This is a genomic window from Microbacterium sp. JB110 (assembly GCF_003335195.1).
Classification (GTDB): Bacteria; Actinomycetota; Actinomycetes; order Actinomycetales; family Microbacteriaceae; genus Microbacterium.
Map to the genome: position 1 here is coordinate 195,458 of NZ_QPGM01000003.1, position 16,458 is coordinate 211,915.

Below are 16,458 nucleotides of genomic sequence, written 5' to 3' on the forward strand. Positions count from 1 at the left end.
ATCGCCGTGCCGAAGACCCGAGGGAGCGCCGACGTCTCCAATACGCCGCGCTCACCCCGGGCCTTCGACGGTACTCAGCGTCGGATCGAACCGGCGACGACCTCTCGGCGGCGCTTGGCCGTACCGACAAGGGCCACAGCTCCCATCAGTAGCAGGATCACGGCCCCAGCAGTCAGAGGGAACACCAGGTCCCCGTCAACGCCAGTCGTGGCAAGCCACTCGCCATTCGGCCCCACCTGCGATGCGATGCCGATCTTGAGGTTGTCCCACCCGATCAGCGACCCGTTGAGATCCTGCACCGCGATCTTGTGATCGCCCAGCGCAGCATCCGCCGGGATCGTGACCCTGGTGTTGCCTCCCGCGTCGAGCGTGACGGTGCCGAGCAGCACCGGGTTCGAGTGCAACCACACCCGCACCTGCTCACCCGCATACGTGGCACCAACCCGGACAGTGATCAGCGAACCACGGCTCGCGGCCTCGGGCACCTCCACCCCGCCACGGGTTACATCCGTCAACTCCGAGTCCGGCACCGGCGACACTTGATCGTCAGGCTCCTCTCCCGGCCCGCTGCTGCCAGACCGCTGCACGGTCACCTCGTTCGACGTTGGTGACGCCTGCGAGGTGCCCTTCGCATTCACCGCCATGACCGTCGCGGTGTACGTCCCGGCAGGAGCCCGCGCGAATGTCGCCGTCGTCGTCTCGGCGCCGAGCTCCTGCACGATCGGGGCGCCCGTCGTGCCGGTCAGGGCGACCGTGTATCCGGTGATCGGAGAACCCCCATCAGCAGGTGCCATCCACGACACGGTCACGGTCGACCCATCCACGGTCGCAATTGGCGTTGCCGGGGTCTCCGGCGCTGTCGCTTCTGGACGCGGATCCGGCACCGAGGCCACGCGAACCCTGTTCGACGAGGCCGACTTCTCAGACTCACCCACTTGGTTGATCGCGACCAGAGTCGCCGTGTAGGTGCCAGGGGAGAGGTTCCCGAACCCGACCGACGTCGCCTCCGCGACAACCTCACGCACCACGGGCACGTCACCACCGGTCAGCTCAACCCGATATCCCGTGATCGGAGCGCCACCATCTTCAGGAGCGGCCCATTCGATCGTCACCGCGGTGCCATCGACGGTCGCAGTGGGCGCTGCTGGGGCATTGGGCGCGGTCGCATCAGGAACCGTGGTGTCCGTCACCGTGACCGCATCCGAGGCTATCGAGGCAGGTGACGTGCCGATCTCATTCACCGCGACCACGGTTGCCGTGTACGTGCCCGCGGGCACGCCCTCGAACTCGATCTTCGTCGCATCGGCCAGAGCCTCCTTCACGAGCGGCCGCTCGCCACCCAGTAACTGCACCGTGTATCCCGTGATCGCAGAGCCTCCATTGACGGGCGCCGTCCAGGACACGGTCACCGCATCGCCAGCGGCGCTGGCATCGGGCTTCGCGGGCGCGTCCGGCACCGTGGCCACCGGCTCGCTCGCCTCGCAGTTCGCCGGGTCTACAACGGTCGGGTCAACTTTGCCGACAGCGATTGCGAGGGTGAACGGATCGGACACTGCGGTGCCGTCCGCGAGGTTCGCGGTGCGTTCGAACGCGATGCAGTACACGCCCTCGGCGGTGAACGCCCAGTTCCCGTGTACATGGTTCCGAGCACCGATCGGTAAGACATCCTTCTCGTCGATACCGTCGGCGGTGTTGAACCACACGAGCTGCTCGCCGGTCATGCTCTCCGGGTCCGTGGTGTAGATGAAGAACTCGCCCGGGCCGTCCATCCCGGTCAGTCTCCAATCCACGCCATCCTCGAGGGTGCCGACCGGGATGTGCTCGGTCGACCATCCCGGCCACAGAATCGAGGGATCTTGCGTTTCGGGAGCCAGCCAGAACTGCTGCCCCGGCTCACCGAGGAACCCGTATGCCTCTCGAGCGGGTATCTGGCGCTCCGCTGTGGGAAGCAACTGAAATACGACATCCTCAGGCTCGTGCCACGACACCCAACCGTTCTCGCGGCCTGCTTCGGCGCCCTCTGTTGTCGTGTCCTTGATCGTCGTGTCGAGCTTGCCGTCCTCTACGAGGGAGGCGACATCGACGTGTCCGCGATTCAGGATCTTCGTGCCCGACTCGGTCTCCGACCAGTTCGGCACATCCCACGGCTCCTCGTTGTCACCAGGATCGGGCTCCGGTTCGCTGTCGCTATCACCAGGTTCGGTCGCATCCGCACCATCAGCGCACGTTTGTGTCAAGATGCCCGCTTCATGCTCGAAACCGTCGTCAACGGCCACGATCGTGATGCTCTGATCATGTGTCATTTCCCCGTGTTTCTTCGACTGCACTGTCCAGCTCATGTCGACGCAGTACCTGCCGGGTGCGGTGACCTCCCATTGCGTATCTTGCAGACCGCTCTGTGTCCACAGCATTGTTTCGGTGATGTCGGCACTCGTGTCGAAGATCACTCCTTGTCCAGACAGGTCGACGGAGAGGTCCCCTGGTCCCGCGAAATGGGCGATGCTCCAGGTGACATCCCCGTCGAAATCCTGCTGGGGCAGTCCGAAAGTGTTCCACCTTAGAATCGGTACCTCGTCTCGAGCCGAGTCCCAGTAGGAGGTCGCCCCGACGATGTAGTTTCCGTCGTGATATTGTCGGCCATTTCTCTCGATCTGCGCCCCCCGGAAGATCACGTCTTCAAGTCCGTGGCTCTCCGGGGTCTCATTGCGATAACTCGAGTTTTGGAGCAGGGTTGTGGTCAGGCCACCAGTGTCAGAGTTCAGCGAGAGGTTGCCGAAGCCCTGGTCGAAGACGTACGGGGTATCTCCCTCCGCTGGCACGCTGTCGGGCATGGAGATTTCGGGGTAGTCGGTGGATGCGCCGCACGGGGTCACGTCGGCGGGGTCGATTTGGCTGCCGATCACATGGGTCAGCAGGCCACGGTCGGTGTGCCGTGATCCGTCGTCGAGCACGGTGTCGACGGCGATGGCGACGCAGTACACTCCCGGCCGAGTGAAGTACCAGCCAAAGTGGCTGTGCTGTCCGACCTGGGCCATGAACCCGTTCGGGAGCGCCTCCCGAGTGCTGGCGAGGAGGGCAGCGCCATTGACCGTGACCTGGGGAGACCTGGTCAGGGCGAATTCGCCGGGAGCGTCACGACCGTCTGCACCGGTGACGCCTTCGATCCGGATTCCGACCAGACCGGTCGCGTGTTCGCGCATGCTCTCGTGCTCGGTGCTCAGCCCGACCCAGGGCAGTCCCTGCTCCTGACCGATCGGAGACTCCCACACAGTGGTGCCGGGCTCATTCGTGAGGAAGGACCAGTCGTTGTCACTCGTGAACTCTTCGGGCAGTGTGATCTGTGCTTTGTCGTCGGAGTACAGCACGAAATCGTCCCATTCCAACCAGCCGAAGTCATCGTGGTGGGCGCGCAGTGCGAGCGACAGATCGCCTGTCGCCTCGTCGGTGTCGACCTGCGTTCCGATCGCATCGATGTGCCCGTCATCGACCACTCGGACCGGTTCGCCCACTGTGACGCCCGCGGACCAGCTGGAGGCCTCGGAGCCGCCATTCGCGTTCGTCGCGACGACACTTGCCCGGTAGTTCCCGGCAGGAACTTCCTCGAACACGGCGGTGAGGGTATTTCCATCGACTTCGGCAGTGAAGGTCTCACGGTTGGGGTCGCGAAGCGTGACGGTGTATCCGGTGATCGGGTCGCCGCCGTCGTCGCCAGGGGCCTCCCAGCTCACTGTCACCGTGCCGTTCTCTGCTGTCGCAACCGGTGTCGAAGGGGCGTCCGGGATGATCTTTGCCGTGGGTAGCTCCGGTACTTCTCCTGTGGCCATGCCGCATTCGGCGTCGGCAGGAACCTGGTCGCCGACCGCGATGCGAACGGTGCTGGTGTCGGATACGTCCGTTCCGTCGGCAAGAGATGCGGCAGCCGTCATATCGAAGCAATACATGCCCGAAGCGCCGAACGCTGCCTCAGTCGGTGTCTGTTGTTTGGGCAGCTCAAAGGTGGTGTCGATCTCTTGCGGTGTGCCATCGCGCTGCTGGCCGGTGCCCCAGCGGAAGAGGTCCCCCGGCGCTTCGGGACCGGGTTCGCCTTCGGCGCGGGCAGGCACGTCGTAGAGCATGAAGGTTCCGGGCGCGACGACGTTCGAGAGCGTGAACTTGATCGCGGGGTCTCCCGGATCGAGCGTGGTGTCACCAAAGGACGGATCTGTGTCTATGACGAACAGCGCTTCGTCAGGCTGGGATGAGTAGCCGTTGCCCGACGTGTTCCAGCGGATCTCGCCGCTTGCCCCGAGCCATGAGAACTCTTCGGCTTCGGGTACGTTCCGTGTTGCGGCTGTGGGCACTCGGAGCTGCACGTCGTTGAGGCCCAAGACCGGCGCCGGAACAGGGTTGGCCCACCACTTGCCGTCGAGCATGCTGACCCCGGCGACCAGATAGACCTGATTGGACTCCTCTGGTGTCGCAGCGAATGCTGAAGGTGCGATCAGGCTGCTCGCGAGCACGGCCGCAAGGAAGCCAGCTCCGATTCGAAGGGCTTTCCAACTCCGACGGTTCGTACCGGGTGTTGTGCGGGCTATCGTGTCATTCTTGGTCATGCTTCCTCATCGATTGAGACATGAAGCATCGTGTGGGGTTACCCGTCTGGTGACCCCACACGATGCGGAGATGGTCGTTTAGCTGATCGTGAAGGTGAACGCCTGAGTGCCTGCGCTTCCTGCGCCTGGGATCAGGAAGTTGAGCCCGAACGAGTCGCCGCCGCAGTCCCCATCGTCAGCCGTCAGAGTCCACGTGCCGTGGACATGGGTGTTGCTCGGCAACGTTTCAAGGCCGCCCGAGGCGATGCTGAATGACGTGCTGGCGAACGAGACCGTGCCCCCTGTGGTCACCAACGCAACGCTGTAGTTGGTGCCAGTGGAATTGTCGAAGCCGACATCAGGGGAAGTGCTCGAGTTGACGTTGCTGATCGTGTACACCCCGCCCGAGCAACTGACGCCGGCATTCGCCGTGCTGAACTGGTAGACGTAATCGTCGGCCAGCGGCCAGCTATGGAACGAACCATCTGATCGTTCTGATCCAGGTACGTTACTTCCGCTGATTGTCTCGATCTTCAGGATGTCATTGTGGCCATTTGTGATGTTGATCGTCGCTGCTTGTGCGGCCGAAGCCCCGCCGATCGCGAGAGCAGCTGACGCGAAAAGCGCGCCGACGGTGAGCGCGGCGCGGCGGACGAAATTACCGACCTTGGGTGAGGGCTGCTTGACGGGAGAGTCAAGGGTGTGATGGGACATGATGCTCCTAATTGAGGATTGAAGTGTGATTTGCCAGTGCAACGATCTGTCGTGCACATGAATCGGGCTGTCAGCCCGGTGAGGTGTCAGGCGGAGGCTTCCGCAGGCGGGCCGCGTTCTCGGAGGATGGCAGCCAGGAACCGAGAGGCCAGTAATACGCGAACCCACGTCCGCTCCCCGATGATGAGGCGCTCCGACTCTTGATCGTGGCACCCGCAGGAGCATGCGATGCCCGTGGCGCAGAGGTGATCCTCCGTAGGCGAGTGTCGGCGTTTGTCGGCGACTCGGCAGACTGTGCAGAGTCTTGACGTGGACGCACTCTGCGGCACCGTGGTGCTGCTGGTGCGGTTCGCCATGTTCGCGCCCTGCCAAGGTAGAAGGATTCAATCCTTATTGAGAAGCGTTATCAAATACAAACATAGGTGAATGCTGAGAGTTCCGTCAATACGCATCCCCTCCGGGTTCTATCTGGACCAACAAGCGTGCTCGCTGTGCGGGGCCTCACAAGATGCGGACGACCGGGTAGGAGGGCCGAACCTGTTCGCGCGCCACTTACGAGGCGTTGTGTGACATGGATGTGCTCACGATGTCGCTGGCTGTCCGCAAAGATGTGCGGAGTCGCCGCAACGATGACTGCTCTGTCGGGGCGCGCCCCACCGGCTCGCCGACTTAGCGGGCGGGAGGCCCCGACTGCCGCCTGCACCAAGATGGTCCATATGATTGCTGGTGGTGGGCGCGCATCGCCGGCGCAGCCTGCTGAAGGCGGATGGATCACCGCGCACGCCGTGTCGGCGTGACCGGCAGCGCGATCGTCCAGACCGATCGCGACGGCGGCACCGATCCAGAAGAGGACCGGCGTAGCGCGCGCCCTCGCTTCGATGATGGACATGCCCGGAAGACAGCCGCTCCCTCAGCCGCGGATGGTAGCGATGTTTGAGATTCGTCGGTTAGTGATGCGCGAAGGCGGGCGGACGGCTTTCGCCACCCACCCGCCAACTTCGGTCGAGCTGCTACTGGTCGAGCAGTTCCTCGAGCGTCACGATCTCATCTTCACCGTCCTCCTCTCTCACGAATCCGGCGGCCTCGCGTCGCTTGGCAAGGCGGCGGCCGAACAGGAGCGTTCCGCCACTGGCCAGAAGGGCGAGCGCTCCGTACGCGCCAAGGCCGATCAGCCATCCGTTCGCGCCGGTCTGGGCAAGTTCGCTGGGCGGAGCTTCCGTGTCTGGATAGTTCGGCGTTATCTGGACTTCGGAAACCGTGGTGGTCTCCCCGGGGGCACCGCAGATGCCTCGGTGGATGCTCTCACCCTCCGCGTTCAGGAGTGTCTCGATCCAGTAGTAGGTGCCGATCTTTTCGAACACCACCTCCGCTGAACGGTATTCGCCTGGCCTTGTCACGGCGATCGGGTTCTCGAGGGTGTCGAAGACGCGATTCTCGGCATCGCAGACCGGTTCGTCACCGTCCTGCTGGTATGCCTCGAACACCAGGCTGGTGCCCTCGGGAATAGGGCCGGTGACGATAGCGATGTCGTGTGCCGGGTTTCCGAGTACAACGTTCGGGACTGCCTTGGTAGTCACCTTCAGCTCCTCGCCATTGGTCACGACAGTAGCCTCACCTGGCGCGCCACATTTCCCTTCTGACAGCACCTCACCGTCGACGTCGTAGAGAGTCTCCACCCAATACACGTTTCCTGCCGACTGCGCTGCAGTGTTGCCCGAGTAGTAGACGCCGGTCTGGGGAACTGGAATCTGCTGGCTGGTGAAGAACGGTTCCACATCACATACCGGGGTCTCGCCTTCGGGCTGGGGACCGTAGGCGCGGAACACGAGAGACGCTCCTTCTGGGACGGTGCCTTGGACGAGGGCGGTGTCTTGGAAGGGTTCGCCGACGAGCGCGGCAGGGGCCGCCTGCGTGATTACCGTCACCGGAAGTTCGGCTGCGGGGGTCTCGGGGACGTAGAAGCGTTCGCGAACGTCAGCGGGGGAGGACTGGAACGGCTGGACGCGGTCGTCGCCTTCGAACGTGCTGACGATCACGTAGTAACCCGGCTTCGTCGGCGTGATCCGGTCCTCATCGGTGTACCCGATCTGGTAGACGCCGTTGCGGGCTGGGGTGATGATGCTGGTCAACTCAGGCTGGTCTGTGAGGTCGAGGTCGTCGGTCAGGACGGTGTCTGTGGCGAACGGCCCGTAGACGGTGTGGGTGACCTCTTTCGCATCGGGGCCCCAGTATCCGTCGCCGGTGAAGTCGGGGTGGTTGGCGGGGAACCCCGAGGTGACGATCGTGTCGAACGCGCGGCCGCCGTCGTGGACGTTGTACTCGCGCAGCTGACTGGTGATCTCGACCGGATGGCGGACACTGGTCGACTCGACCGGGATGCCGTACTCGTCGGCCCAGTCGGAGGCGATGTAGTCGCGCACACCGTCAGGCTGGGAGGCGAGACGCATCTGCCACACCCAGGTCACGAACCCGGCGTTCGGTAACACGACCTCGGGAGAGGTATACGTGCCGGGGCCGGTTGCGGTGACCGTCACTGTCCCCACTGGTACGGCTGCAGGGTCGATGGCGGGCGCCTGCATCGGCGGCAGCGTGCCGGGCACCTGATAGGCGGTGCCTTCGAACACGACCGGCACGTACTCGCCGTCTATCTTCAACCAGACCCCGTTGCTGGAGGATACGGTGATCGTGTCGGTGACCGCGTCGCCGGGTACGACGAGACGTTGGTTCGCTTTGGAGACCGCGATGGGCTGGAAGGGAACGATGCTGGTCTCGGCGACTTGCCCGAACCGGTCGGTGAACGAGTCCGTGAGGTACTTCGCGACGTCCCCTTGTGCGCGCTTGTCGATCTGCCATACCCACGTGTAGAACCCGGACTCGGTCGCGGTGATCGTCTCCGGCGCCGCATAGCTTCCGGTGCCGGTCAACTCCAGTTCCACGACGCCGGCGATGGGTGCTCCGGTCGGCGCGGTGTCGGCTTCAGTGGGCTGCTCATCGAACGGACCATACAAGGTTCCAGTCGTTACGACTGCGATCCGCTTCCCGTCCAGGTGGATCCAGGTTCCCTTGGAGACGCCCACCGTGACCTGGTCGCGGAATGTGTCACCTTCTGCGACGAACCGGGAGGACACCTGGGTGGTGATGGTGGGCTGGAAGTCGAGCTCGATCACAGGGGACTGGGCGTGCGCGTCGAGTCCCATCGGTGACGCACCGCCCAGCAGCCGCTGCGAACCTGGCGTGTCGTACAGGTTCACACGTGCGCCCAGGCCACTGCTGGGAACGCTCGCTGCTGCCTCGATCCGGTAGGCGGGGACTCCGTCGGCGGGGGTGCCGGTGATCGGGAAACTGCCCGGACCAAGCGTCCGGCTGCTCTGCCCGTCGGCGAACACGGCGTTCGTCAGCGTGACCGTTCCCGACAGGCTCGCCGGGGAAGCAGACACCGTGAGAGTTCCCGCGTACTGATCGGTCATCGTGATCGACAGCGCAACCTGTGGGTTCACCGCATGGTTCGCGTTGGCTTCTGCTCGCATCTGAGCGAGGTTCGCGAGGATCTGGGGCCGGTTCGCTGCGGGGGCGCGGGTGATGTAGTGGTCGTCCCCGGACATGCCGTGCTGGTTGTAGTGGACAGGATCGGCAACCGACCAGACGAACAGTTGGATTGCGGCGGTCACATGCGGGTCACCAGACTGCCCCCATTTCGCCATCACATAGTTCAGCTTCGCCAGATCCGTTTCGGTGAGGCGGGAGCCGCTCTGCGACTCCAAGTCGGAAACGGTGACCGGACCGGTCGTGTTACCCCACGGGCCGGGGGCACCCAGATCCATGCAGTACACCTGTGTGCCATCGGGGCCGATGTACGAGCCCAAGATGCCCACATCGTCAACGGATCCGAACCCGGGCCCGATGGTGGCTGCGTGTGCGGCGGGGGCAGTGCCGATCCCGATCGTGAGGGCAAGGAGCAGCCCGGAGATCAGCATCGCGACCCACCGGGCGAGACCACCGAATCCGGGCGGGCTTTCACGTGGACTATTGCGTAAGGTCGCGTCTTCGAGCCGTGTGGTGCTCATCCGTTCCTCCTGTGTCTGCGCGAGACGACCTGCCCCGCATCCGTGACGGCGCAACAGCCATCAGATGGAGGTACCCCGCCTCGTCCACCGCGCGGACTCGGGGCGAGGTGCGGTGCACCTTCTCTGCGTGGACGTGCAGTGCACCTTCTCTGTGTGACGGTGTCGATGCGGGTGATGTCTGCCGGGGACGGGTACCGGTATCTGCTCAAAAGTGTCGTCGCCGGCGACGGCAACCGGGACCTCGCAGAACCGCTGACCCGCTACTACCTCGAGAAAGGAAGCCCGCCCGGGTTCTGGACCGGCTCCGCCCTCCCCGGCCTGGAAGCGGAGTCGATCAGTACGGGCGCCGAGGTGACCGAGGAACAGCTCCGGCTCCTGCTCGGACAGGGACGCCACCCCACAACAGGGGAGCATCTGGGCTCCGCATACCGCACCTTCCTCAGCTACCGGGAACGCGTGTCCCGCCGCGTCGATGCACTGCCCTCCGAGCTGACCGACGAAACCCGACACCAGGAGGTCGCCCAGATCGAGGCCGAAGAGCAGGCCCGCCCGCAGCGCCGCCCGGTCGCCGGGTACGACTACACCTTCTCCGTACCAAAATCCGTCAGCGTGTGGTGGGCGGTCGCGGATGGCGGCACCCAGGCGATGATCGTGAACGCACACCACGAGGCGATGAAAGAAGTCCTCGCCCTGTTGGAACGCGACGTGGCCATGACACGGATCGGGCACGACGGGCTCGCGCAGGTTGAGGTGACCGGGATCCTCGCCACCGCGTTCGACCACTACGATTCCCGCGCCAACGAACCGCAACTGCACACCCATGTCGTGATCGCGAACCGGGTCCAGGGCGTCCACGACGGTAAGTGGCGGGCCATCGACGGGCGCCCCATGCATGCCGCGGTGGTCGCGTTGAGCGAGCACTACAACAACGCGCTCGCCGACCGGCTCACCCGCGACTTCGGTCTCGCCTGGGAAGAACGCGACCGGGGCCCGCGACGCACGGCCGCATGGGAGATCGCCGGTGTCCCCGAGAACCTGCTGGAAGAGTTCTCGTCCCGGTCCCGCGCGATCGACCAACGGACCGAGCAGCTCATCGACGAGTACCTACAACAGCACGGGCGATACCCGTCGAGTACGACGATCATCCGCCTTCGCGCCGCAGCGACCCTCACCACCCGGCCCGAGAAGACCGTGCACTCCCTCGCTGACCTCACCGAGCAATGGCGCACCCGCGCGAGCAGAATCCTCGGACAGGACGCGACTGGGTGGGCACGATCGGTCACCGCCGGAACCCAGAACCCGGTGCTGCTGCGTGCCGATGACATTCCGCTCGCCACGGTCGATGAGATGGCCGCGCAAGTCGTCGCCACCGTGGGGCAGTCCCGGTCGACCTGGCGAAGATGGAACCTCCACGCTGAGGCATCCCGCATGCTCAAAGGCACCCGGTTCGCCACGATCACCGACCGGGAAGCGGTCACCGGGCTCATCGCCGACCGCGCCGAGCATGCCTCCGTCCAGTTGACGCCCCCCGAACTCGCCCCCTCTCCCGCAGCGTTCCAGCACCCCGACGGCAGCAGCGTGTTCCGCATCAAACACGGCACGCTCTACACCTCCACGCAGCTTCTCGCCGCCGAGGACAGACTCCTGCGACTCGCACACAGCAGCACGGCCCCGATCGTGCCGCACGACATGGTCGGACGCGTCACCCGTCGCACCGACCGCAAAGGCCGGCGACTTTCTGCCGATCAAGCCGGAGCGATCACCCTGATCGCAACATCCGGCCGGATCGTCGACGTCCTCATCGGGCCAGCGGGGACCGGAAAGACCACGACCCTCGCATCATTGCGCAGAACGTGGGAACTCGCGCACGGCAGAGGCAGCGTGATCGGGCTGGCCAGCTCCGCGGACGCCGCGCAGGTCCTCGCCGCCGACCTCGGAATCCCGACCGAGAACACCGCGAAATGGCTCCATGAGCACCACCAGGGGCGGTGGAGGCTCCACCGCGGTCAACTGATGATCGTGGACGAGGCGTCGTTGTCGGGGACGATCGCGTTGGACCGGCTTGCCGCCCACGCCGAACGCGCAGGAGCCAAACTAGTCCTCGTCGGCGACTGGGCCCAACTCGGCGCGGTCGATGCCGGGGGAGCGCTGGGCATGCTCGCCCGCGACCTCGAGCAGACCCCAGAACTGCTCGACGTGCGACGGTTTCGCAACGCCTGGGAGAAGACCGCGTCCCTGCAACTGCGCCTCGGCGACCATGACGCCATCGCCCGCTACGACGCCCACGACCGGATCGTCGGAGGCGACTACGACGACGTCCTGGAACGCGCCTACCTCGCCTGGCGAACCGACACGATCGCGGGCAGGCGCAGCATCCTCGTCGCCGAGACCGTCGAGACCGTCACCACCCTGAACGTGCGCGCCCGGGTCGACCGGATCATGTCCGGCCAGACGGACCCCGACCGGGCCGTGCCCTTGAGCGATGGCACGCAGGCCAGCGCCGGTGACCTCGTCATCACCCGCAAGAACAACCGCCATCTCGGCACCGGCGGCACCCGATGGGTGCGCAACGGCGACCGCTGGACAGTCACGACCGTGCACACGGACGGGTCCGTGACCGTCCGCCGACAAGGAGCCCGCTTCGGCGGCGCGGTCCGCCTCCCCGCGGACTACGCCGCCCAACATCTCGACCTCGGCTACGCGATCACTGTGCACCGTGCGCAAGGTGCGACCGTGGACACCGCACACGCGATCGTGCACTCGCACCAGATGACCCGTGAGAGCCTCTACGTAGCCATGACCCGTGGCCGCGAGGCGAACACCGCCTACGTCGCCATCGACCAGTTCCCCCTCGAAGAACACCAGAAAGAGCCTGAGCCTGACGTCACCGCCCGCAGTGTCCTCGCCGGCGTCCTCGCCCACGAAACCGCCGAACGCTCCGCTCACGAGATGCTCCGCACCGAACACGAGCACTGGTCCTCAATCGCGCAACTCGCCGGAGAATACGACACCATCGCCGAACACGTGCAGCACGACCGCTGGATCACCCTCCTCGAACAGACCGCACTCACCCGGGAACAGGTCGACGACGTTATCGCGTCCGAAGCGTTCGGAGCGCTCGCGGGCGAGCTGCGTCGAGCGGACGCCGAACGCTACGATCTTCCTCGCCTGCTGCCGGACCTCATCGCTGCGCGGCCTCTCACCGGGGCGGAGGATCTCGCATCCGTGATCCAGCACCGCCTCCAGGCGGCGACAACATCGCGAACCGGGAGTACCCGCACCCGGGAACCAGTCCGCCTCATCGCCGGCATCGTCTACGAGGTCACCGACACCACCGACCCGGACAGCAGGCGCGCCCTCGATGAACGCCGCACCCTGATCGAGCAACGAGCCGACGCGCTCGCCCAACGCGCCCTCGACGAGCAGGTGCCATGGCTGCGCACCCTTGGGTCGGCCTCCGCGGATCCGCAAGCCCGCGCCGAATGGGAACGGCAACTGCGGACCGTGACCGCCTACCGTGACCGCTACGGCATCACCGACGCACAACGACCGCTCGGCGACTCACCGAAGTCCAGGAACCAGAGTCTGGACGCCGCGCGCGCACAAGCAGCCATAACCACCGCAGCCCGACTCGCGCAACCCGCACCCCGCCCCGGCCCCGCACACAGCTACGACGCTCACGGACACCGGCTCTGACGTACCGCTTGCACCGAGCGGGAAAAACTGATTGATCGCGGGCAACAGGTCTATCCTGACAGGCATGGCGACGATCCTCCTGACCGTGCAGACCTCGCCTCGTGATGTGGGCGCCGCAGTCAGCGCCGCAGCCGCCCTTGGCTACGAGGCGCGCCCCGTCGGAGGCCAGAGCAGCAACCTCATCCTGATCGAGGCGATGACCATCGACGAGGACGCTGACACTCAGGACGCAGCCACCACCGCGCTGCAGGAGCAGGTGCGTCGGGCTGTCACCACCGCGCTGACGGAACACGGCATACAACACCAGCTGATCGGCATCGGGGCTGACAGCTCGAGCATCACGAAGTCAACCTTCACGATCAAGCGCACCGGTGCTGTCGACGGTGCGAACGACCTGGAGATCCGGGCCGACGGCAGGAAAGAATTCGAGCAGCGCCTGGCCGCACTGCATCACCTCCTTGGTGCTGAAGACTGGCCGCCACAAGACCTCACCGGCTACGAGGTCATCGTCGAGGGCCTCGCCGCAGCTGACCCTGACGTACAAAAGCCACCCTTCAGACCCAAGCGTCCGTAGAGCAACGGAACACAGCCATCGGCTGAATCCTCCTGTTGGGATGTCGTCGTCCGCGGTAAAGTGGGTACTGGTAGCAATCGAACTCACGTCGATGCGGCACCCTGAATCAACCCAGGATCTGCACCGATAGCCCCCACCCCTCGGGTGGGAAATCACTCTCCTAGCCGCTACCGGCCACCATGTCCATGGTTTCCGAGAGGGTGCGTGCTTCCGATGATCCGATTGCTGTGGAATGCCAGCGTCTGCATTCACGGGCTGTTGCAGTACGCGCCGACGAACCTGCTGCTCGCCGCGATCCGTACACCGCGGGGCCTCAAGTGGGGTCCGCTGGTACTGCTGCTTGCGCCCGTGTACCTCTTCGCGGCCGGAGTCTGCTACACGCTGGTTGACCGAGGTGGACCCGGGTGGCTGGCGCTGCTGGGGTTCTTGTTCCTCTGGAACATGTTCAAGTGCGTCTGGGCGAGCGTTATCACGACGATCGTGCTTCTGCGCAATGCCGTCCGTCGCCTCATCAACCGGTCGGACACGCGACGCCATGCGCGCAAACCGACAGGAACGCGGGACGAACCAACATCGGTCCCGGTGGTGCGCACCCCGTAGATCTCGGCGGCACATGCGCCCAAGTCTGTGTGTGAGGGTCTCAGGGCGTGAGTCGGCAGCGACGTCGCCCGGCCACTCGTGGACGCCCTCATCAGATGGGGTGCTGGTCACCTCGATCCCGGCGATGGTGATATTCACTGCGGACCGGTAGTACTCCCAGCGAAGCTGCTCCGCCGCGTCTCCACCTTCGGCGAAGGGTTGGATGAGTTCCCGTCCCATGGCCTTCGCAGGTGCGGAGCCGGCCGTCATCTCGGCGAACTCAGTCATCATCGTGGCGTGATCCCGGGGGCCGTCACCCTCGTGCTGGAGCCGGTCGTCCCTCATCGAGATGGTCAGCATCGCGTTATTGAGGAGCACAGCGTACGTGAAGGCCGCTCGCTCTCCGAAGCCCGAGGCCCCCAGGATGGACATCCCCGCCTCCAGCACCGGGAGTGCGGCTGGCAGCGTTGGTCCGTGCATCAGCATCCACTTCGCCACGCCTGGATACTCGGCCACGACCGGCCCCGCCTGAAACAGCAGGGTGCGGAACCACTCCTGCCACGTCAGCTGCAGGTCGGGGACCTCAATCCGTGCAAGCACACGCTCGACCACCTCGCGACACAGCGAATCCTTGCCGCCGACATGGTGATAGACCCCGGACGCGGCGATGCCGAGGCGCCCGGCCAGGTCTCGGATGGACCAGGTCATCAGGTGCGTGTCACGGGTCAGCTCCTCTGCGGCATCGACGACACGTTCCGGAGTGATCCCGACGTGGAACGGGACCGGGTCAGTCGCAGTCACCTTTCATTCCTCCTCTCGCCGTAGCCCACGCACTCACGCCCGCCCTTGAGGTAAGGCGAACCTAAGCTGTAAGCTCTCCGATGTAATTAGAACACTGTTCATATTAGAAGGAACCCGCATGATACGACCTGCCGCCACACCGACCCACGCCGTGCCGGTGGCCCGCCCTCAGATTCCGCTGCTGCTGGGCGCTGTGCTGCTTATCTACCTGGCCCAGATGACCCTGAACCCCGTGATCGCGCCGCTGTCCCGCGAAGTTGGCCTGGCAGAGTGGCAGATCGGAGTCACCATCAGCGCGGCTGCGATCATGGTCGTTCTCACCAGCCAGCTCTGGGGTCGCCGCTCTCAGTCCTGGGGACGCAAACCCGTTCTGGTCGGTGCTTTCACTCTCGCTACGGTCACCATGGCGTTGTTCGCGCTGCTGGCCTGGCTTGGCATGACCGGTCTTGTCACCGGTGTCGCACTGTTCATCATGTTCGTCCTGCTGCGAGGCGTCGGGTTCGGGACCGCGATTGCCGCCCTGCCTCCGACCGCGCAAGCCTATATCGCCGATGTCACCGTCGATGAGAAGGCGCGTGTCAAAGGCATGGCCGGGGTCGGGGCCGTGCAGGGCATCGCCATGGTCGGCGGCTCCGTCATCGGTGGGCTCCTGTCCGCCTTTGGCCTGCTCACTCCACTCATCGTCGTCCCCGTGCTCCTGCTGGCCGCGCTGCTGTTGATCGGGTTCCGGCTGCGCCGCGAGCCCCGACACGAGCTCATCGAGACCCCAGCAAGAGTCAGTCCCTTCGATACACGGGTGTGGCCGTTCCTGCTCGCCGGGTTCGGGATGTTCACCGCGCTCGGCTTCATTCAGGTCATCACCGGTTTCATCGTCCAGGACCGCCTCGGCCTCGACTCCGCCACCACCGGGCTCGTCACCGGCGGGGCGCTCCTCGCCGCCGGCGCCGGGATGATCATCGCTCAAACCGTCATCGTGCCCCGCAGCGGCTGGGCACCCGCGACCCTCCTCCGTGTCGGTGGCATCGTCGCGACCATCGGCTTCGCCGCCCTCGTCGCAGATGCCGGTGCGGTGGTGCTGTTCGCCGCAATCCTGCTCATCGGGCTGGGCCTGGGCATCGCGATGCCCGGTTACACCGCCGGGCCCACCCTGCTCGTCTCCCGCGAAGAACAGGGCGGGCTCGCCGGTCTCATCGGCGCCACCAACGGACTCACCTTCGTGATCGCCCCCACCCTCAGCACCGCTCTCTATGGAATCTGGGCGCCACTGCCGGTCATCATCGGCGGCGCCGTCATGGCGATCGTCACCGTGTTCGTGCTCATCCACCCCCGATTCCATCGCACCCTGAGCCCCGTGGAACATCGCTGAGACCACCAGCCCCGAGCGGTCTCAGGACCGGCGCAATCACCGCAGTGTCCGAAGACCTCGATCACATGCCCGGTCGCGTCCGACCTTCCGGAG

At 65.2% G+C, this 16,458-nt stretch carries 7 protein-coding genes; 4 read left to right on the top strand and 3 right to left on the bottom strand.

The window, feature by feature from the left end:
• Window positions 1–74 precede the first annotated feature (74 nt).
• The 3 genes from CIK77_RS07150 to CIK77_RS07160 all read right to left on the bottom strand — a co-directional run bounded on the left by CIK77_RS07150 (window position 75) and on the right by CIK77_RS07160 (window position 9,349).
• Window positions 75–4,592 carry a choice-of-anchor M domain-containing protein gene (locus CIK77_RS07150; RefSeq protein WP_087054402.1) on the bottom strand — a complete coding sequence of 1,506 codons (4,518 nt, stop codon included), beginning with the start codon at window positions 4,590–4,592 and terminating at the stop codon, window positions 75–77.
• 78 nt (window positions 4,593–4,670) lie between these two features.
• Window positions 4,671–5,285: a hypothetical protein gene (locus CIK77_RS07155; protein WP_087054401.1), complete on the bottom strand. Its 615-nt coding sequence runs from the start codon at window positions 5,283–5,285 to the stop codon at window positions 4,671–4,673.
• 1,010 nt (window positions 5,286–6,295) lie between these two features.
• Window positions 6,296–9,349, bottom strand: coding sequence for a hypothetical protein (locus tag CIK77_RS07160; RefSeq protein ID WP_140403502.1), 3,054 nt, complete (start codon window positions 9,347–9,349; stop codon window positions 6,296–6,298).
• Between the two features lie 153 nt (window positions 9,350–9,502).
• On the opposite strand from CIK77_RS07160, the gene mobF reads away from it, so the two are divergent.
• The 4 genes from mobF (at window position 9,503) to CIK77_RS07175 (ending at window position 16,365) form a co-directional block, all read left to right on the top strand.
• Entirely contained in the window at window positions 9,503–13,045 is a 3,543-nt protein-coding gene (gene mobF, locus CIK77_RS07165) for a MobF family relaxase (protein ID WP_249268514.1), read from the top strand.
• A gap of 64 nt (window positions 13,046–13,109) precedes the next feature.
• Window positions 13,110–13,619, top strand: a complete 510-nt coding sequence (locus tag CIK77_RS17640) for a hypothetical protein (protein ID WP_170934090.1) — start codon at window positions 13,110–13,112, stop codon at window positions 13,617–13,619.
• Window positions 13,620–13,832: 213 nt separating this feature from the next.
• A complete protein-coding gene (locus CIK77_RS17645) occupies window positions 13,833–14,219 on the top strand; it encodes a hypothetical protein (protein WP_170934089.1) in 387 nt (128 codons plus the stop codon).
• 898 nt (window positions 14,220–15,117) lie between these two features.
• The gene (locus CIK77_RS07175) at window positions 15,118–16,365 is read left to right on the top strand and encodes an MFS transporter (RefSeq protein WP_087054399.1); all 1,248 of its coding nucleotides are present in this window, start codon (window positions 15,118–15,120) and stop codon (window positions 16,363–16,365) included.
• The last annotated feature ends 93 nt before the right edge of the window (window positions 16,366–16,458 follow it).